Source organism: Arthrobacter sp. ZGTC212 (genome assembly GCF_002929255.1).
In the GTDB taxonomy this organism is placed as follows: domain Bacteria; phylum Actinomycetota; class Actinomycetes; order Actinomycetales; family Micrococcaceae; genus Arthrobacter_B; species Arthrobacter_B sunyaminii.
This window is the reverse complement of sequence record NZ_PJIJ01000002.1, coordinates 539,738-560,511: the sequence shown is the minus strand read 5'-3', so window position 1 is coordinate 560,511 and position 20,774 is coordinate 539,738. Positions and strand designations below refer to the sequence as shown.

The window sequence follows — 20,774 nt, the reverse complement described above, 5'->3', positions numbered from 1 at the left end:
AGTCCAGCTGAACAGGAACTGCAGCGGCCGGACGGCTAGCCGGTGATCTTGTACTTCTCCCGGTCCTGTTCATCCAGGACGAGCTGCTCTTCCACGGTCATGGCGCTGCCGCCGCGGCTGACGGGCATCCACCAGGCGCCCGGTTCAGGTTTCACCGGATAGGTGTCGATGCAGTGGTCCATGCCGGCCTGGAGGGTTTTCTGGAGCAGCTCGGTTGCTTCGGGTACCGACGCATCAGGGGAAACCCGCATCATCGGACTGACATGGATCCGCACCGGGTTCTTCCACACGGATTTCAGGCTCAGTCCGTGTCCGCCGCGGGTGAGCATGCGGTGGCTGCCCCAGACCGAGACGGGGATGATGGGTACGCCGGCTTCGGCTGCCATCCGGACCGCACCCGTCTTGAGCTTACGCACGCTGAAGCTGCGGCTGACGCCGGCTTCGGGGAGCACGGCAAGATACTCGCCGCGGCGCAGGGCCTCGACGGACTCGGTGTAAGCGGCGGCGCCGTTGGACCGGTCCACAATGATGTGCTCACACATCTCACAGACGGCTTTGACGAAGGGTTTACGTGCCGCTTTCTTGGTGACCAGGAAGCGCATGTGTGCCCGGAGCTTCTTCCACACCAGATACTCGGCGAAAACAAAATCCAGATAACCGAAATGAGTGATGGCCACCACCGCGCCTTTGCCGGGAACAGCTGTCCGGGTCAGCCCGTGGATCTCTTCATCACGGGGAAGGTTTTCGAGGCCGGAGGGCAGGACGGGTATCCGGAAGACCTTGGTCGAGGCGATCCCGGTCAAAACGATGCTGCGGTAGACGTACTTGTTGGGGGGAAACTTCAACGTCATCTCCTCGTGAATTATCCGGGCAGGACAATGATTCTATCTGCTTCGGGGCCACACTCCCGCACGGAAGTACCGGCGGTCACAGCCGGCTTTTGGTCGTCCTCCCTGCCCCCGGGCCATGCTCCGTGGTTACTGTGGCGTATGGCATGGCGAAACCTGGCACGGGTGCGCGGAGGCCGGGGTGCTCTCAAAGCACATCCGGTCCTTCTCGACGACGCCCAGCGGCTCGATGCCCAGCTGGGAGAGATCGACTGGGCAACGCCCCCGGCAGGATCTGTTGACCGCCCCTTTTCAGCGCCCAGCGGAACACTGGCCATGCGGACCATGGGAGCGCCGGCAGATCCACCCGTGGTCCTGGTGCCCGGAGCAATGGGATCCAAGGAAGACTTTTCCCTCATGATGCCGATACTGGCTGCTGCGGGATACTACGTCATCAGCTTCGACCTGGCCGGGCAGTATGAGTCAGCCGGGGCAGGACCGGAGAACTTGACGCCGCCGCAGAGCCACTACGAATATGACCTGTTCGTGAATGACGTCCTAACCGTCCTGGATTCCCTCAGCGGGCCGGCGCATGTGCTGGGCTACTCCTTTGCCGGCATCGTGTCCCAGATTGCCCTCACCCGCCGTCCTGACCTCTTCCGTTCCCTGTGCCTGCTGAGCTGTCCTCCGGTTCCGGGCCAGAGCTTCCGCACCGTGAGCCGGGTGGGCAGGTTTAGCCCCCTGGTCAATGACAAGATGCAGGCCGGACTCATCGTCTGGGGCATCCGCAAGAACTTTGTCGGGGTGCCGGCATCCCGCATGGACTTCATCAGTCACCGCTTTGACTACACGCGGAATGACTCGCTCCGGGACATTGTGGGATTGATGAAGCGGTCACCGGACCTGCGTGCCGCCCTCAAGGCGGCTCCGCAGCCCAAGCTGGTGGCTGTGGGCCGCGCGGATGTGTGGCCGCAATATCTGCATTACTCGTTCGCTGAATCCATTGGCGCCCGCTTTGCCGCCTACGGCGCGGGTCACGGACCCTGTGAGGACGCGCCGCACCAGCTCAGCCGTGACCTTCTGGCGCTCTATGCTTCTGCGGGTTGATCCGGCGGAGCGATTCCGGTCTGTTGGCGGGCACGACGGCGGGCACGTCTGCGGACGCGCGGTGATTCGGCGCGGAAATCCAGGTCGAAAGTTTGCCAGGCCATGACAACGCGGCGCTTCAGCCCGCTCCAGCTGTCGAAGGGACGGGCTGAAACTCCCACCCGCAGGGTCGGGTCGTACAGCACGGACATCCAGGGGCGGATCTGGTAACTCAGGTCCAGATCGTCATGGACCCGGCGCAGGTCCCGGTGCACCAGCGGGCGCAGCTGCGCCCACATCGAAGCGGACATGCCAAAGTTGGATCCAAAGAGCGGCGGGTGGCCCAGGAACGCTCCCACGACGTGAATGTAGCCCGCTATGTAAATGTTCTCGCCAATCCAGCGTGTGAGACGGTTTCCGCCGTAAAAATCTCCCGGTCCGGTCACCGCAGTCATGGGACCCTGGGCAACCAGGATCCTCTCGACGCGCTCAACCCAATCAGGCGGCGGAACCGAGTCGGCATCCAGCCGGGCCAAAAGGTTGCCGGAGGCTGCGTCGAACCCGGCCGCTGTTGCTCCGGCGATTCCGGGAACCGACAGGAACAGGCGCCGAACGCCGGCAGCAGCACAGACGGCCGCCGTGTCATCGGTGCTGCCGTTGTCCACCACCAGCACCTCGTCCGGCCGCCGTGTCTGCCGCTGGAGCGCAGCCAGGCAGGCAGCGAGCATGGTGGCGTCGTTGCGGGACGGGATAACCACAGAGATAGTCGGCATGGTGCTCCGACTGTAGCGGCGTCCGTCCCCGGCGGATATGCCCCTGCCCGTTCTGTGCGTTCGGACCCGTAATTCTCCCTGACGCGGGGCCTCAGCCCTGGCGGCCCTGCTGGTAGACGTCGGGAACGCCGTCGGCATCGGCGTCGACGTTTTCCTCCGCCTCGACGGTGCGGTAGTGCCGGTTGCGCGGCGTCAGCACCAGGGAAGCCAGCAGTGCGGCCACGATCGATGCCGCCAGGATGCCCACCTTGGCGTGGTCGTTGGGGATGGTGCCGTGGCCAAAGCTCAGGTCCGCAACCAGCAGCGAGACCGTGAAGCCGATACCGGCCAACACCGCCACGCCGAAGAGATCGACCCAGTTGAAGGACGCATCCAGCTTGGCGCGGGTGAGCTTGGTGAGCAGCCAGGTGGTTCCCAGGATCCCGATGGGCTTACCCAGCACCAGGCCGGCAATGATGCCCAGCGAGATGGGATCGGTCAGCGAGGACATGAAGCCGTCCCATCCGCCCACGGCGACGCCGGCGGAGAAGAACGCGAAAACCGGTACCGCAAATCCGGCCGAGAGCGGGCGGAAGCGGTGTTCGAAGATCTCCGAGAGGCCGGGGCCTGCCTCAGGACCGCCGCTGGCCTGGCTGCGGATCACGGGTACCGCGAAGCCCAGCAGCACCCCGGCCACCGTGGCGTGGATGCCGGAGGCATGCACCAGAGCCCAGACGACGACGCCGATCGGCAGCAGGATGAACCACGCGGCGGAGGCTTTCAGCCCGAAGAAACGGCGGTACTTTTGCGCCAGGAAGGTATAGAGGGCAAGACCGGCGACGGCGAGGAGCAGCGGCGTGATTTCGAGGTCTTCGGTGTAGAAGACGGCAATGATGGTGATAGCGAGCAGGTCGTCAACCACGGCGAGGGTCAGCAGGAAGATCCGCAGGGCGGACGGCAGGTGGGAGCCGATGATGGCGAGCACGGCAACGGCGAAGGCAATGTCAGTGGCGGTGGGAATGGCCCAGCCGTTCAGGCTTTCGGGGTGACCCCAGTTGATGGCGGCATAGATCGCGGCCGGGACCACCACACCTCCCACGGCAGCCGCCACCGGCACAATGGCCTTGCTGATGTTCCGCAGGTCGCCCGCGACGAACTCCCGCTTGAGTTCCAGGCCCACGAGGAAGAAGAACACGGCAAGGAGCCCGTCGGCTGCCCAGGCGCCCAGGCTCAGCTGCAGATGCCACGGCTCGTAACCTATTTCAAAGTCACGCAGCGCAAAGTAGCTGTCCGACAGCGGTGAATTGGCCCAGACGATGGCGATCAGTGCGGCCGCCACCAGCAGCATGCCGCCGACGGTTTCCTTGCGCAGGATCTCGCCGATGCGGACTTTCTCGCTGTAGCTGCCGCGGCTCAGGACGCCGGGGCGGTCAGCGGAGGTCTTGGATCCGGGCGACTGAGGCTCCGGTGAGGTGTTGGACGGCATGAAAGCTCCTGAAAAAGCGGTCGACAATGTTGTTGCCGACCAGACTTCCCGGCGCACCTTCGCTCCACTTTACGGGAAACTAAGCCTTCTTGCGTGCACGGCTAGTCCTTTTTGCGTGCACGGCTGGGCTGGACCCGCATCGGTTCACCGGGCATCTTGGGGTAATCCGGCGGGAACGGCATCTCGCCCAGACCGTCGTCCACGTCCCGCTGCCACCACTGCAGCAGCACGTCAATGCTGCCGGGGCTGGAGCCCATGTCTGCCCATGGGTCCCCCACCGTTCGCAGGCGTTCCGGGACTGTGAGGACGGTGAACTTCCGGGGGTCAGCCTTCTCCAGCTCATCCCAGCGGAGCGGAGTGGACACCGGTGCATGCGGCAGCGCCCGCGGGCTGTATGCACCGGCAATGGTGCGGTCCCGGTTGGCCTGGTTGAAATCCACAAAGATCTTCTGGCCGCGCTCTTCCTTCCACCAGGCCGTGGTGACGTGCTCCGGCATGCGGCGTTCAAGCTCACGTGCCGCCGCGATGACTGCGTGCCGGACGTCGAGGAACTCGTGGTCGGCGGTGATCGGGGCATAAACGTGAAGGCCGCGGTTGCCCGACGTCTTGATGAATGCTTCCAGACCGGCTTCGGCCAGGACCGCACGCAGCTCAAACGCGGCGGGAACGGCGTCGTCGAAGTCGGTGCCGGGCTGCGGATCCAGGTCTATGCGCAGCTGGTCCGGATTGTCGGTGTTCTCAGCCCGGGACGGCCAGGGGTGGAACACCACAGTGTTCATTTGCACGGCCCACACGGCAGCCGCAGGCTCGTCGAGCACCAGTTGCGGGTGGGACCGGGCGCTCGGGTAGGTCACGGTGACGGCGCGGATGAAGTCCGGTGCTCCCTTTGGCGGGTTCTTCGAGAAGAACTGTTCGCCGTCGATCCCTTCCGGGAATCTCTGCAGTGACACCGGGCGGTCACCGTTGGCGGTGATGAAGGCGTCACCAACCTCCGCCACATAATGCGCGAGGTCAAGCTTGGTTAGCCCCTGTTCGGCCCACAGCACGCGGTCCGGACTGGAGATGCGCATCTCGCGCTCGCCGTGGGGGCCAGGGACAGTCAGGGTGGTTGCTTTGCCGGCCATGGCCATAACCTACTCGGAAATGCCGGTGCCGTCACGGTTCGGCGCCGGTGGGTACGCGCCGGTTGCCTGCCGGGGGTCAGACGGGGGCAGGTCAGGCAGGTACGTCAACCGGCACTTCAGTGCTGCGGCGGTAGCGCTTATGGCCGTGGACAAAGTGGTAGAGCACCGTGGCGGCTAAGATGCACCCGGCCAGCAGCCAGTACATGCCGTGGAACCCGGTGACGGACACCAGCGCACCCAGGGCAAGCGGGCCGAGGCCGACGCCGGCGTCCATCATGATGAAGTAGGTGGAGGTTGCCAGGCCAATGCGGTGCGGCGGCGCCATGGTCACGGCGATGGCCTGGGCGGTGGGAACCAGGGCACCGAAGCCGATGCCCACAAACACTCCTGCCGCTGCCAGCACCAGGCCGTTGGGTGCCCAGGCCAGCATGGCCAGGCCGGCGGCAAAGGAGACGAGCGTTGGATAAATGACGGCGTTGTCCCCGTACTTGTCCTGCAGCCGTCCCATGAACAGCCGTGAAAGCAGCACCACGGCGGCGTACACCAGGAAGAAGGCGCTGGCTGCGCTCACCAAATTCTCCTCCTTGGCATAGGAGTTCAGGAACGTCAGGATGCCGGCGTATGAGGCACCTGCCACAAACATCACGGAGGCAATGGGCAAGGCTGCAGGATCCAGAATGTCCGCAAAGCGAAGATGCCACTTACGCGCCTGTTCCGCCGCCGTCGGCGTGCGTTCGGGCAGCCGAAGCATCAGGGCAACAACCAGGGCCAGGGCTGCGCAGGCGGCGCTGGTCAGGAACAGGAAATCGTAGGTCATGGTGTCCACAATCAGCACGGCCAGGAAGGGGCCGACGGCGGTGGCCAGTGTGGTGGAGATGCCGAAGTACCCGGTGCCTTCTCCGCGGCGGCGGACCGGAATCAGACCCATGACGGACGCGGAAATGGAAGTGCTGGCTGCACCGAAGGCAGCACCGTGGAACAGCCGGATGGCCAGCAACACGGCCAGGCTGTCCGCCAGCGGATAGAGCAGGGCGGCCGCCGTGAAAACCGCCAGGCCGCCCAGCAGCAGGCGCCTCCGCCCGATGAAGTCCAGGAACTTTCCGCTGAAAACCCGGGCCACGAGAGCCCCGATGACGAAGGAGCCGGAGGCAAAACCGGCGGCGCTGTCCGAGGCGGAGAACTGCTCAACGGCATAAAGCGCCATGGTGGTCATCAATAGGTAGAACACCAGGGAGAGGAAAAAGTTGGTGATAATGGCCAGGACGAACCCCTTGGTCCACAGTCTCTGGCCGGATTCCGAAACGCCGCGCGTCACCGCATACTCCTGTTGTCTTGTCCCGGGGTCATGGTGAGAAGGATATTGTGCCGGGCAGGCCCCTGATGAACCGGCGGAACAACGTTACGCCTCCCGAAAATCGAGAGTGAAACAAAGACCGGTAAGTGTGGCTCTTCTCTCATGCCTGCGGGGGGACCGGCCGCAGGTTTTCTCCGGGCAGCAGACGCCGCAAGACTCCCCTTCCCTGTTCGGTGAGCTGCCGCGGACATAAACTTCTACCCATCCGGCCTGCGAAAGGACCGCCGCCCCATGAGGAACCCGTATCTGCCGGCATGGTGGACCAGCGCCGTCGTCTACCAGATTTACACCCGGAGTTTTTCGGACAGCACGGGGGACGGCATCGGCGATATCACGGGTGTCATTGAGCGTCTGGACTACCTCAGCGAGCTGGGGGTGGACGTCATCTGGCTCTCCCCCATCCACCAGTCTCCCCAGCATGACAACGGTTATGACATCTCCAACTACCGGCGCATCGACCACCTGTACGGCACCGAAGAGGAGTTCGACCATCTGCTGGCCGAAGTGCACCGGCGCGGCATGAAACTGATCATGGACCTGGTGGTGAACCACACCTCCGATGAGCACTCGGCCTTTGTGGTCTCATCGTCATCCCGCAGCAACGTGTCGCGGGACTCCTACTTTTGGCGGGATCCGCGGCGGGGATTCTCTCCCGATAACCCGGGCGCCGAACCGAACAACTGGGGATCCATCTTTGGCGGCAGCGCATGGGAATATGACCCCCGAACGGAGCAGTACTACCTGCACCTGTTCAGTCCCCACCAGCCGGACCTGAACTGGGAAAGCACCCGCGTCCGTACCCGTGTCTACGAAATGATGAACTGGTGGCTGGACCGGGGCATTGACGGGTTCCGCATGGACGCCATCAACTTCATTTCCAAACGGCCCACCCTGCCGGACAGCCCGGTGGGAAGCGGCGGGATGTACGCGAACGGGGCTCCTTTCTACGTCTCCGGTCCCCGGGTGCACGAGTTCATCCAGGAGATGATGCGGGCGGTCTTCGATTTCCGGACCAGCGAGTATCTGGTGGTGGGAGAGACCGACGGCGTGACGGTGGAGGAGGCGGTGCTGTTCACCGACTCCCTGCGCGGGGAGCTGGACATGGTCTTCCAGTTCGAGCACATGCGCCTGGATCACGGGCCGGGCGGCAAGTGGGACCACCTGCCCATGAAGCTGCGCGACTTCAAGACGATCGCGAACCGGTGGCAGCGCTCGCTGGCGGACCGCGGCTGGAACAGCCTCTATGTGGGAAACCACGACCAGCCCCGGTCGGTGTCGCGTTTCGGCGATGACGCCGAGTACCGATATGAATCAGCCACCCTGTGGGCAACGGTGATCCATCTGCAGCGCGGCACGCCGTTCATTTACCAGGGCGACGAAATCGGAATGACCAATGCCGGCTTCACGTCACTGGACCAGTACCGGGATGTGGAATCGCTCGCCTACTATGACTACGCGGTCGCCAGGGGCATAAACGAGGAACATGTGCTGGACACACTGGGAAAGGTCAGCCGTGACAACGCCCGAACTCCCATGCAGTGGGATGACTCCCCCAATGCGGGTTTTAGTGCAGGCAAACCCTGGATCGACGTCAATCCCAATTACCGGTCCGTTAACGCCGCGGCGGACAAGACCTCCGAAAAGTCAATTTTTCGTTACTATCAGCGGCTGATCCAGCTGCGTCACGAATCCTTGGTGGTATCCCTGGGGGACTTTGAAATGCTGGAACCCAACGACCCGCAGCTTTTTGCCTTCCGGCGCCGCCTGGGCAACGAGGAACTGACCATCATGTGCAACGTCTCCGCCGGTTTGCTTCCCGTGCCCGCCTATCTGGGCGGTCCGGAACTGGTGCTGGGTAACTACAGGGAACCCGGCGACCCCAAGGTGCTGCGGCCGTGGGAAGCCCGAGTGCACCGTCTGACGCGGGTTTCCCCCACTGCCCGGGTCTGAATCCGCTGGGCTCTTAGCGCCGGATGATCCGCCGCTTCCGCGCTTCATTGACGGCAGCCGTACGGTTGTCCACGCCGAGCTTTTCGTAGATGTGCACCAAATGCGTTTTGACCGTGGCCTCGGAAATGAAGAGCTGCCGGGCCATCGCGCGGTTGGCCATTCCATCGGCCAGCAGCTGAAGCAGTTCCAGTTCACGCGGACTCAGCGTAGTTTCCGGACTGCGCAGCTGACCGAGCAGGCGTCCGGCAACCTGGGGAGCAAGCGCCGTCCGCCCCTGCGCAGCTGCTGCGACAGCAGCACGGATTTCTTCCGGAGCCGCGTCCTTCAGCATGTAACCGGCGGCGCCGGCGTCGACGGCGGCAAGAATGTCTGCGTCGCTGTCATACGTGGTGAGAATAAGGACCGGCGGACCGCCCGCTGCCCTGATCCGCCGCGTCGCCTCCGCGCCGTCCAGGCCGGATCCCATCTGCAGATCCATCAGCACCACATCAAACGGCGTACCCAGGGCTTCCTGGCGGGCCACCTCTGCGATGGCTGCAGCTCCGTCAGCCGCTTCTGCCGCTACCTCCAGTCCGTCGAAATCACCGAGCATGGCCCGCAGCCCGGCCCGGACCACCGGGTGGTCATCCACCAGCAGGACGCGGAGGCCGGTCATGCGTTAGCCCCCGGAATCACGGCGGAGTCCGTGGCTGCATCCAGCGGAAGCCGCAACGCCACCACAGTTCCCTCGCCCGGCGCCGACTCCACGCTCAGGGAGCCGTGCAGGTCGGCTATCCGCTCGCGCAGGGAGAGCAGGCCAAAGCCCGAGCCGTCAGCCCGGGGGCCGGTGGGGAGCGCCTCCGGATCAAAGCCTCCGCCGTCGTCGAACACATCCAGCGCCACGGAGTCCGGTGAGTATTCCAGGGTAACCACCGCGTTGGACGCGCCGGCGTGGGCCTCAATATTGGCCAGCAGCGACTGAGCTGCCCGCAGCAGAGTGGCTTCATAAGCGGGATGCAGGGGAACCGGCGTCCCGTCCACCCGGAACATGCACCGCAGTGACCCGACGCCGGCAGCGGCCCGCCGCGCAGTATCCGAACACAATGCAGCGAGGCGCGCGTCGAGGGAACCCCGCTCCAGCGGCGCCGCAGCAAGGCCGCGGACAAACCTCCGGGCCTCGGCGAGGTTCTCCGCTGCGGTGCTCTGGACCAGCCCGATTCGTTCTTTGGCCAGCGCCGGGTCACCTGCATCAAGGGCGCTTCCGGCCGCACGGGAGAGCAGGACGATGCTGGACAGGCCCTGGGCCAGGGTGTCGTGGATTTCCCGGGCCAATCGTTCGCGCTCCGTCAGTACTCCGGCATAGTGCTGGGACGCGGCCAGCTCGCCGCGCGTGCGGTGCAGCTCCGCGAGCGCAAGGCGCTGGTTGACGCTTTCACGGTGGAGGGATGAATACGCGCTGCCCATGACGACCGCGAACAGTGCACCGATCACCGGGCCGAGGAAGGCGGCTGCACTCGGCTGCCCGGTGCGCGCCCACTGCGCCAGAATCACGGCGGCAGTGGTGACCAGAACGGCGGCGAGCGCCGGGATGGTCCGCAGCAGCTGAAGGTCCAGGAAGAACAACGGGAAGGCCAGCCAGGAGAACTCCGGGCTGATGACCAGCAGGCACAGCCACAGCACTGTCACCACAGCGAGCCAGGCTGCGCCGTAGCGGCGGGGATCCGGTCCCCTGCCGGTGGAGGCGTGCCGGCTCTCAATTACGGTGCCTGCGACGTACACAGCGGCCAGCAGCGCACTTCCCGCATAGGCGCACGCGCGCACCGGCCAGGCCTGCGCAGTCATGCTCATCTGGATCACCGCCAGCAGGAGCAGACCGGCAAACGCGGTGTGCAGGGCGATGCGCAGTGCCCGCAGCACCACGTCGCCGGGGGAAGCGCCGTCGGTCCGTGGGTAGGCAGCACTCATATGGTCCAGCCTAGGCTCCCCCGATCCCGGGCACATCAACCGTTTGGTGGAGCGCAGGCTCAGCCCAACAATCGGTGCGGATCGACCGCTCGTCCGATGGAACGGTGCCGGTTTAGCGGGACGGTGGAAGACAAGGACAACAGGCCGGACATACCGGCCGACGATCTGGAAGGAACTGCCGTGTATCTCGCACTTCGTGACATCCGCTTCGCCAAGGGGCGTTTCGCCCTGATGGGAAGCGTCGTGGCGTTGATTTCGCTGCTGTTGGTTTTGCTTTCCGGGCTGACTGCCGGGCTGGGCAACCAAAACACCGGTGCGGTGGCCGGGCTGCAGGACCACGGAATCAACTCCGTTGCCTTTGGCGCTCCCGGCAACACCGAGGCCAAGGCCTCCTACACCGAATCTGTGGTCACTGCCGGGCAACTGCGGGACTGGCGGAACACCGAAGGGGTTCAGGGAGCTGAGCCCCTCGGCATTACCCAGACCCGGGCGGTGGCACAATCCACCGCGAACGTGGCCGTCTTCGGCGTCGAGCCCGGTTCCGCACTGGCTCCCCAAAGCGTGGACGACGGCGGAGTCATCCTCGGTGCCTCCACCGCACAGGACCTGGGTGTGGAGGTGGGCGGAACCGTAGCCCTGGGCGGCCGCACCCTGACCGTAAGTGCCGTCACCGAAGACTCCTGGTACAGCCACACCCCCGTGGCCTGGGCGTCCCTGGAGACCTGGCAGCAGGTGGCCCACACCGATGATGCGTCCCTGCCGGAAGCCCCCGTTGCCACGGTCATCGTCTCCACCGCCGCGTCCGACGCCGCAGAGGCCGCCAATGCATCGGCCCGGACCGTGTCCACCGACGTTCGCGGTTCCTTCAATGCACTCGGATCCTACCGCTCAGAAAACGGATCACTGCTCCTGATGCAGGCGTTCCTCTACGGCATCTCCGCGCTGGTGATTGTCGCGTTCCTGACCGTCTGGACCGTGCAGCGAACCCGGGACATCGCAGTGCTGAAGGCTCTGGGCGGTTCATCGTCCTATCTGCTCCGGGATGCACTCGCCCAAGCCGCAATCGTACTGGTCAGCGGTGCGCTCCTGGGCGGCCTGGCCGGCGTCGGCATCGGCGCTGTTGCGGCTCAGTTGGCCCCGTTCAGCGTCACCGCAGCCACCACGGTCCTGCCCGTTCTGGGAATTGTCCTGCTTGGCCTGGCCGGAGCTGCGCTCGCCGTCCGAAGCGTGACCAAGGTGGACCCGCTCACCGCCCTGGGCGGGAACTAATGATGGCCGCCTCAGCAAGCCCCTCTCGAAAGGACTCAACAATGTCTGTTTTCCCTGCCCTGTCACTGACCGGCGTCACCCTGGAATACCCTGACGGCGGGGGAACGCTCAAGGCCCTGGACAATGTCAGCCTGAACGTTCCGGCCGGCGGGATACTCTCCCTGGTGGGACCCTCAGGCTCCGGCAAGTCCTCCCTCCTGGCCGTGGCCGCTACCCTGATCCGTCCCACAGCCGGCCGGGTCGAAGTGGCCGGCGTGGATACTTCAACGCTGGACGACGCCGGCCGCACCACCCTGCGCCGCGGCCGGGTGGGACTGATTTTCCAGCAACCCAATCTGCTGCCCTCGCTGACGGCGGTGGAGCAGCTGATCATCACTGATCGGTTGCGCGGACAACGCACTTCAGCATCCGGACCGCGGGCACTGGACCTGTTGGATCTGGTGGGCCTTACCTCCGCGGCGGACAAGCGCCCGCACCAGCTCTCCGGCGGCCAGCGGCAGCGGGTCAACATCGCCCGTGCCCTCATGGGAAGCCCGGCGCTGATGCTGGTGGATGAGCCTACAGCGGCACTGGACCATGAACGCTCCGAGAGCATCGTGAAGCTGCTGGTTCACCTGACCCGGGAGTTTGGCTTCGGAACGGTCATGGTCACCCATGACATGGACTTTGTGCCGCTGACCGATGCTGTGGCCGGCATGCGCGACGGCCGCCTCAGCTCCGCTGTGATGTCGTCCGCCGCGGCGCAGGAGTAGGGTCTCCACAGGTAAACTCCAAGGTGCGCGGAGAATGCGCTCCTTCCGCACCTTCAAACCCCGCCCCGACAGGAATCGCCTTGAATCGTGCAATCAGCCCCAATGGCCGGATCATTTCGCTGGAGGCCGGTGCCTACACGGCTGGAATAGCCACGGTGGGTGCCGGGATCCAAAGCCTGTCCTACGGGGGGCATTCCCTGGTGCTCCCCTTTGATCCCGACAAAGTGCCGCATGCCTATGCCGGAAAGACGCTGGCTCCGTGGCCCAACCGGATTGGCGGCGGCAAGTATGTTTTCCGGGGCCGGACCTACGAGGTCCCCGTCAACGAGGCATCCACAGGCACCGCCCTTCACGGCCTGGTGGTGTGGGACGAGTGGCAGGTCGCCGGGGAGTCCGCCGGTTCAGTGATCCTGACAAATGTGCTGCACGGGCAGCCCGGTTATCCGCACCAGCTGCACCTGTGGGCGGAGTTCTCGCTTGATGCGGACAGCGGCCTCACCGTGACGATCCAGGCCACCAACGCGGGCCGCACCGCCGCCCCCTACGGAGTCTCCTCACATCCGTATCTCGTTGCGGGAGACAAAGCCGTGGACGAGTGCGAGGTCAGCTTCACGGCAGCACAGGTCCTGATGACCGATGACCGGCTCCTGCCGCTGGAGCTGAAGGAAACCGCTGGGTCGGAGTTTGATTTCTCGCTGCCCCGGATCCTGGGCGGGATGAGCCTGGACCACGCGTTCACGGGATTGCCCGACGACGGCTGGCAGGTCACCCTGCGCGATCCCGCCACCGGCGCGGCGACGGTTCTCTCAACTCCGGCCGGCCGCGAGGGATCCGTTTGGCTGCAGATTTATTCCGGTGAAGAACTCGGCCGGCGCGGTATGGCTGTTGAGCCGATGACGTGCCCGCCGGACGCGTTCAATACCGGTACGGATCTGATCGTGCTGGAGCCAGGCGACGAACACAGGTTCTCCTATTCGATCAGCGCCGGATAGTTTCACGGCAGCCAGCCACCGCAATCCGCAGCAGCTGATGACAGCCCCCGGCTGATTCCGGCTGTGCCTACTGGAAGAAATCAATGCCTCCGTCACGCCGCGCCCTGTCCCGACCTGTCCCGACCATGGAAGACGTTGCCCGGGTTGCCGGTGTCTCCCACCAGACGGTTTCCCGGGTGCTGAACGATCACCCCAATGTCAGGCCGGACACCAAGGAACGGGTATCGGCTGCCATAGATGAATTGGGTTACCGGCGGAATGCTGCGGCCAGGTCACTTGTCACCCGCTCCTCCAAGGTCATTGGCGTGATCATCACGGAACTGGAGCAGTACGGACCGGCGAGTACTCTGCTCGGCCTGCAGGAGGCGGCTTTCCGGAACGGATACTTCGTCAGCGTGGCAGGGCTTCGTGAGATGACCCGCACCGCCATGGTGGAATCAGTCAACCACCTGCTGAATCAGGCCCCGGACGGCATTGTGGTGGTGGCTCCCGTCCAGGCCGGGGTCGATCTCTTCCGCACCCTGGAACTGAAAATCCCGCTTGAGATTGTAGCCAGCGGTTTGGCGCCCGAGGGCAGCCAGGAGCACGCCGCGCGGATGGCCGTGGCCCACCTGGCCGATCTGGGACATCGCTCGATTGCCCATTTATCCGGACCTGCACAGTGGATGGACGCCCAGCGGCGGGCCGCGGGCTGGCGGGACGAATTGGAGGAACGGGGGCTGGCTGCTGCCACGCCCATAGCCGGCGACTGGGGGGCGGAATCCGGCTACCGGATCGGCCTCGAGTTTGATGCGGCAACCTACACGGCTGTGTTCGTGGCCAATGACCAGATGGCACTGGGCTTCATGCGTGCCCTGCACGAGCGCGGCATCAGCGTACCCGGCGACATCAGCGTGGTGGGTTTCGACGACCAGCCCGAGGCAGCGTACTTTCTGCCGCCGCTGACCACCATCCGCCAGGACTACCGCCGTATGGGCAGCTACTGCATCGATCTGCTCCTTGAGGAAATCGCCGGGGCCGGTGATCCAGCGGTGCACAACCAGGAGGGTCCCGGCATACCGCTTCCGGAGCTTGTCATCCGGGCCAGTACTGCTCCCCCGCGCCCCTAGGGAGGAATAGGCGCACCATCACCGCCCTTGACATCGTGACGCAGCCCACGTCTAATTGTTAGCGCTAACACGACTGATCAATGACGATTTCTGCGGACCCCGCGCCAGGAGGCACCATGAGTAACCCCCAACCGGACGAGAAGTACGTGCTGGGGGTCGATTACGGCACCTTGTCAGGACGTGCCGTGGTGGTGCGGGTCTCGGACGGAGCGGAACTGGGCTCCGCTGTTCATGAGTATCCGCACGCCGTCATCACACAGACCCTTCCCGGCTCGGACGTCCGGCTGCCTCCGGACTGGGCCCTTCAGGTGCCGCAGGATTACGTGGAAGTGCTGCAGAGTGCTGTTCCGGCAGCACTGCGCAGTGCCGGTGTCGATGCCGCGGACGTCATTGGCATCGCCACCGATTTCACTGCCTGCACCATGGTTCCCGTCATCGAAGACGGAACACCCCTGAATGAGCTCCCGGAATTTGCCACACGGCCGCACGCATTCGTAAAGCTCTGGCGCCACCACGCTGCCCAGAGCCAGGCCGTGAGGATCAGCACCCTCGCAGCCGGGCGCGGTGAGTCCTGGCTGGGACGCTACGGCGGCCTGATTTCCTCGGAGTGGGAGTTCGCGAAGGGCCTGCAGGTTCTTGAAGAGGACCCCGAAGTGTACGCCGCCATGGACCACTGGGTTGAGGCTGCGGACTGGATTGTCTGGCAGCTCACCGACACCTACGTCCGCAACGCGTGCACCGCCGGTTACAAGGGCATTTACCAGGACGGCCAGTATCCGTCGGAGGATTACCTCGCCGCCCTTAACCCGGGATTTGCCGGATTCGTCCGGGACAAGCTGGAGCACACCATCGGCCAGCTCGGCTCCCCCGCCGGCACGCTGTCGGCCCGTGCAGCGGCCTGGACGGGGCTCCCCGAGGGCATCGCCGTCGCCGTCGGAAACGTGGACGCCCACGTCACAGCGCCCGCAGCCAACGCCGTGCAGCCCGGTCAGATGGTGGCCATCATGGGCACCTCCACCTGCCATGTGATGAACGCCGAGGAACTCGCTGAAGTCCCTGGCATGTGCGGAGCTGTGCAGGGCGGCATCGTGGAAGGTCTTTGGGGCTACGAAGCAGGACAGAGCGGAGTGGGTGACATCTTCGGCTGGTTCGTGAACAACTGCGTTCCGCCGCGGTACGTGGACGCGGCCGCCGCAGCAGGCCTCGGAGTCCACGAGTACCTGACTGAACTTGCCTCCGAGCAGGTCATAGGCCAGCACGGTTTGGTGGCCCTGGACTGGCACAGCGGGAACCGCTCGGTCCTTGTGGATCACGAACTGTCCGGCGTCTTTGTGGGACAAACCCTGGCTACCCGGCCTGAGGACATGTACCGGGCGCTGTTGGAAGCCACGGCCTTCGGCACCCGCACCATCATTGAGGCGTTCAACGCCAGCGGTGTTCCGGTCACGGAATTTGTGGTGGCCGGCGGACTGCTAAAGAACCCGCTGCTGATGCAAATCTACGCTGACGTCATCAACCTGCCGCTGTCCGTGATCGATTCGCAGCAGGGCCCCGCGCTGGGTTCCGCCATCCATGCCGCAGTTGCCGCCGGCGCGTACCCGGACGTCCGCACAGCCGCTGCCGCCATGGGACGGGTTCGCCGCGGCGTGTACCGGCCCATTCCGGAAAATGTTCGCGCCTACGACGAGCTCTTCGCCGAATACACCACCCTCCACGACTACTTTGGCCGCGGCGCCAATGAAGTCATGCACCGGCTCAAGGCCATCCAACGCACAGCTGCCGGCCATGCCCCAACAACCGCCTCAGAAGAAATGGAACCCGCGCTGTGACGGCCACTCAGGACGTATTGGGCACTGTTGACCGGCTCCGCAGGCAGGTCAGTGATCTGCACGGCGAACTGACCCGCAACGAACTGGTGGTGTGGACCGCAGGCAACATCTCCGCCCGCGTACCGGGCCGGGATCTGATGGTCATCAAGCCCTCCGGGGTCTCCTACGACGAGCTCACTCCCGAGAACATGGTCCTCACCGATCTGTTCGGCACAGCGGTCGACGGCGGGGGCTCGCCGTCGTCGGACACTGACGCCCATGCCTACGTCTACCGGCACATGCCGGCTGTCCACGGCGTCGTGCACACCCATTCCACCTACGCCACCGCCTGGGCCGCCCGAGGCGAAGCCATCCCCTGCGTCCTGACCATGATGGCCGACGAATTCGGCGGGGAAATCCCGGTGGGGCCGTTTGCCCTGATCGGTGACGACTCCATTGGCCGCGGCATCGTGGACATCCTGGACGGGCACCGTTCCACCGCCATCCTCATGAAGAACCACGGGGTATTCACGATCGGCAAGGACGCCCGGTCCGCCGTGAAATCCGCAGTCCTGTGCGAAGAGGTGGCCCGCACCGTTCACATCAGCCGCCAGCTCGGCGAGCTGCTGCCCATCGCGCAGACGGACATTGACCATCTGTACCAGCGCTACCAGAACGTATACGGCCAAAAATAGCGTTCCTCCCCACCCCGCTCACGAAAGACACCATCATGACCATTGACACCATTCCTGCCCGCGAAATCTGGTTCCTCACCGGAAGCCAGGGGCTCTACGGCGAAGACACCCTGGCCCAGGTCCGCGAACAGGCCTCCGACATTGCCCGCCAGCTGGACGACGCCGAAGCCATCCCCTACCGCATTGTGTTCAAGCCTGTCCTCAAGGACTCCGATGCCATTCAGGACACCATCCTTGAGGCGAACTCCTCGGAGGCCTGCATCGGGCTCATCACGTGGATGCACACCTTCTCCCCCGCCAAAATGTGGATCCGCGGACTGACCAAGCTGCAGCGCCCGCTGCTGCACCTGCACACCCAGCACAACGTTGAGCTGCCGTGGGCGGACATTGACATGGACTTCATGAACCTGAACCAGGCCGCCCACGGTGACCGCGAGTTCGCCTACATGGCCTCCCGCCTGGGCATCAGCCGCAAGACCGTGGTGGGACACGTCTCCAGCCCCCGCGTTCAGGCCAAGATCGATTCCTGGGCACGCGCCGCAGCCGGATGGCATGAAATCCGCAACCTCAAACTGGCCCGCTTCGGCGACAACATGCGCAACGTCGCCGTCACCGAGGGTGACAAGACCGAGGCCGAGGTGAAGTTCGGGGTCTCCGTCAACACCTGGTCCGTGAACGAGCTCGCCGAGGCCATGGACGCGGTGAGCGAAGAGGCCATCGATGCCCTGGTTGCCGACTACGAAGAGCAGTACGACGTCGTTCCCGAACTGCGGCGCGACGGCGGACGCCACAAGTCCCTGCGCTACGGCGCCCGGCAGGAGCTGGGGCTGCGCTCCTTCCTGGAGAGCGGCAACTTCGGTGCCTTCACCACCAACTTCGAGGATCTGGGCGCCCTGCAGCAGCTCCCCGGCCTGGCCGTGCAGCGACTGATGGCCGACGGTTACGGATTCGGCGCCGAGGGCGACTGGAAGACCGCTGTCCTGGTCCGTATTGCGAAGGTCATGGGTGAAGGCCTGCCCGGCGGCGCGTCCCTGATGGAGGACTACACCTACAACCTGGTTCCCGGGAGCGAGGTCATCCTCGGCGCCCACATGCTGGAAATCTGCCCGTCCCTGACCACCTCCAAGCCCGCGCTGGAAATCCACCCGCTGGGCATCGGCGGCAAGGATGACCCGGTTCGTCTGGTGTTCACCGCTGACCCGGGCCCCGCCGTCGTCGTTTCCCTGGCGGATATGCGCGAGCGGTTCCGGCTCACCGCCAACCTCGTGGAGAATGTGGTGCCCGAGCAGGACCTGCCCAACCTTCCGGTGGCCCGCGCCGTCTGGAAGCCCGCTCCGGACCTCGAGACTTCTGCCGAGTGCTGGCTCTCCGCCGGCGGCGCGCACCACACCGTCATGTCCACGGCCCTGGGACGGGAAGTGTGGGAGGATTTCGCGCAGATTGCGGATGTGGAACTGGCTATGATCGATGACTCCACCACCACGTCCGCGTTCGTCAACGAATTGAAAATGAACCAGGCGTACTATCGCCTGGCACAGGGGTTCTAGGGCCTGCGGCACTGTTTATCGCGGCACATTCAGTCCGGGTTGCCGGCCTGCACATAGGGAAGGCATCAAAAATGCTTGAGGAATACAACTGGGCCGGCAACCTGCGCTACTCCGCGGCGGAAATCGCGCAGCCCGCCACCGTGGAGGAACTGCAGGCACTGGTGGCCGCAGCTCCTGCCGTGCGGGCCGTCGGCACCCGGCACTCGTTCAATGACATAGCGGACTCCGCCGGCCTGATGGTCAACCTGGAGAAGCTGACCGGTACACCGGTGCTGGATGAGGCTGCTCTGACGGTGACGGTGCCCGCGGGCATCCGCTACGGAGATCTGGCCGGCTTTCTCGTGGAACGCGGTTATGCCCTGCATAACCTGGCCTCGCTGCCGCACATTTCCGTAGCAGGTGCAGTGGCGACGGCAACGCACGGGTCCGGCAACCGGAACGGGAACCTGGCCACCGCCGTGGCCGCGCTGGAACTGGTGACCGCCGACGGCGAGCTCCTGCAGGTGGATAGGTCAAGTCCCGATTTCAACGGCATGGTGGTCTCCCTTGGGGCGCTGGGCATCGTCACCCGGATAACCCTCGATATTGAACCGGCGTACGAGGTCCGCCAGGATGTCTTTACCGATGTGCCCTGGAGCTCGGTGGCAGAGAACTTCGATGAGATCACGTCTGCGGCCTACAGCGTGAGCATCTTCAGCTCCCTGGCCGGGCCAAACGCTTCACAGGTGTGGCTCAAGAGCCGCACGGATGCCGAACTGCCGTACGCCGGGAAACCGGATTTCTTCGGCGGGACTGCCGCAGTTGAACCAATGCATCCGCTGCCGGGCATCAGCGCCGTGAACTGCTCGCAGCAGATGGGCGTGCCCGGTCCCTGGTCGGACCGCCTGTCACACTTCCGGCTCGCCTTTACGCCAAGCAACGGCGACGAGCTGCAGAGCGAGTACCTCATGGACCGCCGCTTTGCCGTGGAAGGGATCGAAATCCTGCGCGGAATGGCAGATCAGATCGCTCCCCTGCTGCAGGTCTGCGAAATCCGGACCATGGCCGGTGACGACCTGTGGCTGAGCACCAATTACGGACCGGACTCAGTGGCGTTCCACTTCACGTGGAAGCCGATGCAGGCGGATGTCGAGGCCCTGCTGCGGCGCATGGAGGCTGCTCTTGCTCCCCTTCGGCCGCGGCCGCACTGGGGGAAACTGTTCACCCTCCAGCGGCCGCAGCTGCAGGAACTCTATCCGCGGTTCGGTGACTTCTCCGATCTTGCCCGCCGCATGGATCCCCAGGGCAAGTTCGTTAATTCGTTCCTGACGCGGACTGTTCTCGGCTAAGTACTAGCGCTAAGTACTAGCCTCGAACCTGTCCCTTGCCGCGTCCGGACATAGTTTCGGCGACGCCGACCAGCAGGACTGAAGCAATCACGGCAACAATGAAGCCGAAAACGTTGAGCTCGAAGATGTCTCCGGTGCCCACCAGATTCGCGATCACACCGCCAATGACGGAGCCGGCGAGACCGAGCAGCAGCGTTGCCAGCAGGCTCAGGTTCTGCTTTCCGGGCTTGAACAGCCGGGCGAGTGCGCCGATGATGAGTCCTGCAACAATGAAACCGATCATCTTGAATTCCTTTACTGAAGGGTCTGAACCCCGCCGGTAAGCTCCGGAGGGTGCTTAGTGCCCCTGCCATCTTAGGTGCAGGCGGGCTTTGGCCACGAACGGGGGGCGGCGTCTCTGACCGGCCAGGGGAAGTTGTTACAGTCCCAGCTCGGGTCCGGTGGACTCCACCACCACGAGCTCGTCCACCTGGAGCCGCCCAACGTACAGCTCCTTGATGTCGGCCCGGCCGACGGAGGCTTTGCCGATGGCCAGGGCTCCTACCGCTACCGCGCCCATGGCAACAGCTCCCAGCGAAAACGCACCGATGGCCAGTGTCTTGGCACTGACTGCGGGCAGGACGAGCTCCCGGCGCTGGGACGGGACAGGGAAGTTGCCGTGGTGCTGCATGAGTTTCATGCATCCAGAGTGCGGGGAGTTCCACTGCGGCACAAGGCACTGCTTTCCACCGGTGGCGTCCGGAACAGCAAA

At 64.7% G+C, this 20,774-nt stretch carries 19 protein-coding genes; 10 read left to right on the top strand and 9 right to left on the bottom strand.

The genetic code is table 11. The features are described 5' to 3' along the window. Window positions 1-35 precede the first annotated feature (35 nt). A complete protein-coding gene (locus CXQ89_RS09290; RefSeq protein WP_104161058.1) occupies window positions 36-851 on the bottom strand; it encodes a lysophospholipid acyltransferase family protein in 816 nt (271 codons plus the stop codon). A gap of 138 nt (window positions 852-989) precedes the next feature. Here CXQ89_RS09290 and CXQ89_RS09285 point away from each other — a divergent pair, with 138 nt between their 5' ends. After that, window positions 990-1,934: an alpha/beta fold hydrolase gene (locus CXQ89_RS09285; protein WP_104161057.1), complete on the top strand. Its 945-nt coding sequence runs from the start codon at window positions 990-992 to the stop codon at window positions 1,932-1,934. Here the strand turns inward: CXQ89_RS09285 and CXQ89_RS09280 are convergent. From CXQ89_RS09280 to CXQ89_RS09265, 4 genes are all read right to left on the bottom strand, one after another. Beyond that, the gene (locus CXQ89_RS09280; protein ID WP_104161056.1) at window positions 1,916-2,686 is read right to left on the bottom strand and encodes a glycosyltransferase family A protein; all 771 of its coding nucleotides are present in this window, start codon (window positions 2,684-2,686) and stop codon (window positions 1,916-1,918) included. The genes CXQ89_RS09285 and CXQ89_RS09280 overlap by 19 nt on opposite strands. A 91-nt stretch (window positions 2,687-2,777) precedes the next feature. Next, entirely contained in the window at window positions 2,778-4,151 is a 1,374-nt protein-coding gene (nhaA, locus tag CXQ89_RS09275) for a Na+/H+ antiporter NhaA (RefSeq protein ID WP_104161055.1), read from the bottom strand. A gap of 101 nt (window positions 4,152-4,252) precedes the next feature. Beyond that, entirely contained in the window at window positions 4,253-5,275 is a 1,023-nt protein-coding gene (gene ligD / locus CXQ89_RS09270; protein ID WP_181032283.1) for a non-homologous end-joining DNA ligase, read from the bottom strand. 91 nt (window positions 5,276-5,366) lie between these two features. Continuing rightward, window positions 5,367-6,590 carry an MFS transporter gene (locus CXQ89_RS09265; protein WP_237688567.1) on the bottom strand — a complete coding sequence of 408 codons (1,224 nt, stop codon included), beginning with the start codon at window positions 6,588-6,590 and terminating at the stop codon, window positions 5,367-5,369. A 270-nt stretch (window positions 6,591-6,860) separates the two neighbouring features. On the opposite strand from CXQ89_RS09265, the gene CXQ89_RS09260 reads away from it, so the two are divergent. Continuing rightward, window positions 6,861-8,579 carry an alpha-glucosidase gene (locus CXQ89_RS09260; RefSeq protein ID WP_104161054.1) on the top strand — a complete coding sequence of 573 codons (1,719 nt, stop codon included), beginning with the start codon at window positions 6,861-6,863 and terminating at the stop codon, window positions 8,577-8,579. Window positions 8,580-8,592: 13 nt separating this feature from the next. On the opposite strand, the gene CXQ89_RS09255 is transcribed toward CXQ89_RS09260, so the two are convergent. Both CXQ89_RS09255 and CXQ89_RS09250 read right to left on the bottom strand, forming a co-directional pair. Further along, complete coding sequence (locus CXQ89_RS09255; RefSeq protein WP_104103552.1) at window positions 8,593-9,234, bottom strand: response regulator transcription factor; 642 nt, start codon at window positions 9,232-9,234, stop codon at window positions 8,593-8,595. After that, window positions 9,231-10,523, bottom strand: coding sequence for a sensor histidine kinase (locus CXQ89_RS09250; protein ID WP_104161053.1), 1,293 nt, complete (start codon window positions 10,521-10,523; stop codon window positions 9,231-9,233). Before CXQ89_RS09250 ends, CXQ89_RS09255 begins: the two co-directional genes overlap by 4 nt. 180 nt (window positions 10,524-10,703) lie before the next feature. Here CXQ89_RS09250 and CXQ89_RS09245 point away from each other — a divergent pair, with 180 nt between their 5' ends. The 8 genes from CXQ89_RS09245 (at window position 10,704) to CXQ89_RS09210 (ending at window position 20,023) form a co-directional block, all read left to right on the top strand. Further along, entirely contained in the window at window positions 10,704-11,792 is a 1,089-nt protein-coding gene (locus CXQ89_RS09245; protein ID WP_104161431.1) for an ABC transporter permease, read from the top strand. A 41-nt stretch (window positions 11,793-11,833) separates the two neighbouring features. After that, window positions 11,834-12,544 (top strand): ABC transporter ATP-binding protein, encoded by a 711-nt coding sequence (locus tag CXQ89_RS09240; RefSeq protein WP_104161052.1) that lies wholly within the window; start codon window positions 11,834-11,836, stop codon window positions 12,542-12,544. A gap of 80 nt (window positions 12,545-12,624) precedes the next feature. Continuing rightward, window positions 12,625-13,536 (top strand): aldose-1-epimerase, encoded by a 912-nt coding sequence (locus CXQ89_RS09235; protein WP_181032282.1) that lies wholly within the window; start codon window positions 12,625-12,627, stop codon window positions 13,534-13,536. Between the two features lie 83 nt (window positions 13,537-13,619). After that, window positions 13,620-14,645, top strand: a complete 1,026-nt coding sequence (locus CXQ89_RS09230; protein WP_104161050.1) for a LacI family DNA-binding transcriptional regulator — start codon at window positions 13,620-13,622, stop codon at window positions 14,643-14,645. 116 nt (window positions 14,646-14,761) lie between these two features. Continuing rightward, window positions 14,762-16,474: a ribulokinase gene (araB, locus tag CXQ89_RS09225; protein ID WP_104161049.1), complete on the top strand. Its 1,713-nt coding sequence runs from the start codon at window positions 14,762-14,764 to the stop codon at window positions 16,472-16,474. Next, window positions 16,471-17,148, top strand: coding sequence for an L-ribulose-5-phosphate 4-epimerase (locus CXQ89_RS09220; RefSeq protein WP_104161048.1), 678 nt, complete (start codon window positions 16,471-16,473; stop codon window positions 17,146-17,148). The genes araB and CXQ89_RS09220 overlap by 4 nt, the downstream gene beginning before the upstream one ends. A gap of 35 nt (window positions 17,149-17,183) precedes the next feature. Then, window positions 17,184-18,695, top strand: coding sequence for an L-arabinose isomerase (gene araA, locus CXQ89_RS09215; RefSeq protein WP_104161047.1), 1,512 nt, complete (start codon window positions 17,184-17,186; stop codon window positions 18,693-18,695). A gap of 71 nt (window positions 18,696-18,766) precedes the next feature. Then, window positions 18,767-20,023: an FAD-binding protein gene (locus CXQ89_RS09210; RefSeq protein WP_104161046.1), complete on the top strand. Its 1,257-nt coding sequence runs from the start codon at window positions 18,767-18,769 to the stop codon at window positions 20,021-20,023. A 16-nt stretch (window positions 20,024-20,039) separates the two neighbouring features. On the opposite strand, the gene CXQ89_RS09205 is transcribed toward CXQ89_RS09210, so the two are convergent. Further along, a complete protein-coding gene (locus CXQ89_RS09205) occupies window positions 20,040-20,306 on the bottom strand; it encodes a GlsB/YeaQ/YmgE family stress response membrane protein (protein ID WP_104161045.1) in 267 nt (88 codons plus the stop codon). A 135-nt stretch (window positions 20,307-20,441) separates the two neighbouring features. Continuing rightward, window positions 20,442-20,702, bottom strand: a complete 261-nt coding sequence (locus CXQ89_RS09200; protein WP_207346806.1) for a hypothetical protein — start codon at window positions 20,700-20,702, stop codon at window positions 20,442-20,444. Window positions 20,703-20,774 lie beyond the last annotated feature (72 nt).

Excerpts from the sequence above, each read along its gene's own strand:
- CXQ89_RS09230 (WP_104161050.1), top strand. The coding sequence starts at position 13,620 with ATGCCTCCGTCACGCCGCGCCCTGTCCCGACCTGTCCCGACCATGGAA.
- CXQ89_RS09250 (WP_104161053.1), bottom strand. The coding sequence starts at position 10,523 with ATGAGTGCTGCCTACCCACGGACCGACGGCGCTTCCCCCGGCGACGTG.
- CXQ89_RS09200 (WP_207346806.1), bottom strand. The coding sequence starts at position 20,702 with ATGAAACTCATGCAGCACCACGGCAACTTCCCTGTCCCGTCCCAGCGC.
- araB (WP_104161049.1), top strand. The coding sequence starts at position 14,762 with ATGAGTAACCCCCAACCGGACGAGAAGTACGTGCTGGGGGTCGATTAC.
- CXQ89_RS09260 (WP_104161054.1), top strand. The coding sequence starts at position 6,861 with ATGAGGAACCCGTATCTGCCGGCATGGTGGACCAGCGCCGTCGTCTAC.
- CXQ89_RS09205 (WP_104161045.1), bottom strand. The coding sequence starts at position 20,306 with ATGATCGGTTTCATTGTTGCAGGACTCATCATCGGCGCACTCGCCCGG.
- araA (WP_104161047.1), top strand. The coding sequence starts at position 17,184 with ATGACCATTGACACCATTCCTGCCCGCGAAATCTGGTTCCTCACCGGA.
- CXQ89_RS09280 (WP_104161056.1), bottom strand. The coding sequence starts at position 2,686 with ATGCCGACTATCTCTGTGGTTATCCCGTCCCGCAACGACGCCACCATG.
- CXQ89_RS09210 (WP_104161046.1), top strand. The coding sequence starts at position 18,767 with ATGCTTGAGGAATACAACTGGGCCGGCAACCTGCGCTACTCCGCGGCG.
- CXQ89_RS09240 (WP_104161052.1), top strand. The coding sequence starts at position 11,834 with ATGTCTGTTTTCCCTGCCCTGTCACTGACCGGCGTCACCCTGGAATAC.
- CXQ89_RS09285 (WP_104161057.1), top strand. The coding sequence starts at position 990 with ATGGCATGGCGAAACCTGGCACGGGTGCGCGGAGGCCGGGGTGCTCTC.
- CXQ89_RS09290 (WP_104161058.1), bottom strand. The coding sequence starts at position 851 with ATGACGTTGAAGTTTCCCCCCAACAAGTACGTCTACCGCAGCATCGTT.
- nhaA (WP_104161055.1), bottom strand. The coding sequence starts at position 4,151 with ATGCCGTCCAACACCTCACCGGAGCCTCAGTCGCCCGGATCCAAGACC.
- ligD (WP_181032283.1), bottom strand. The coding sequence starts at position 5,275 with ATGGCCGGCAAAGCAACCACCCTGACTGTCCCTGGCCCCCACGGCGAG.
- CXQ89_RS09255 (WP_104103552.1), bottom strand. The coding sequence starts at position 9,234 with ATGACCGGCCTCCGCGTCCTGCTGGTGGATGACCACCCGGTGGTCCGG.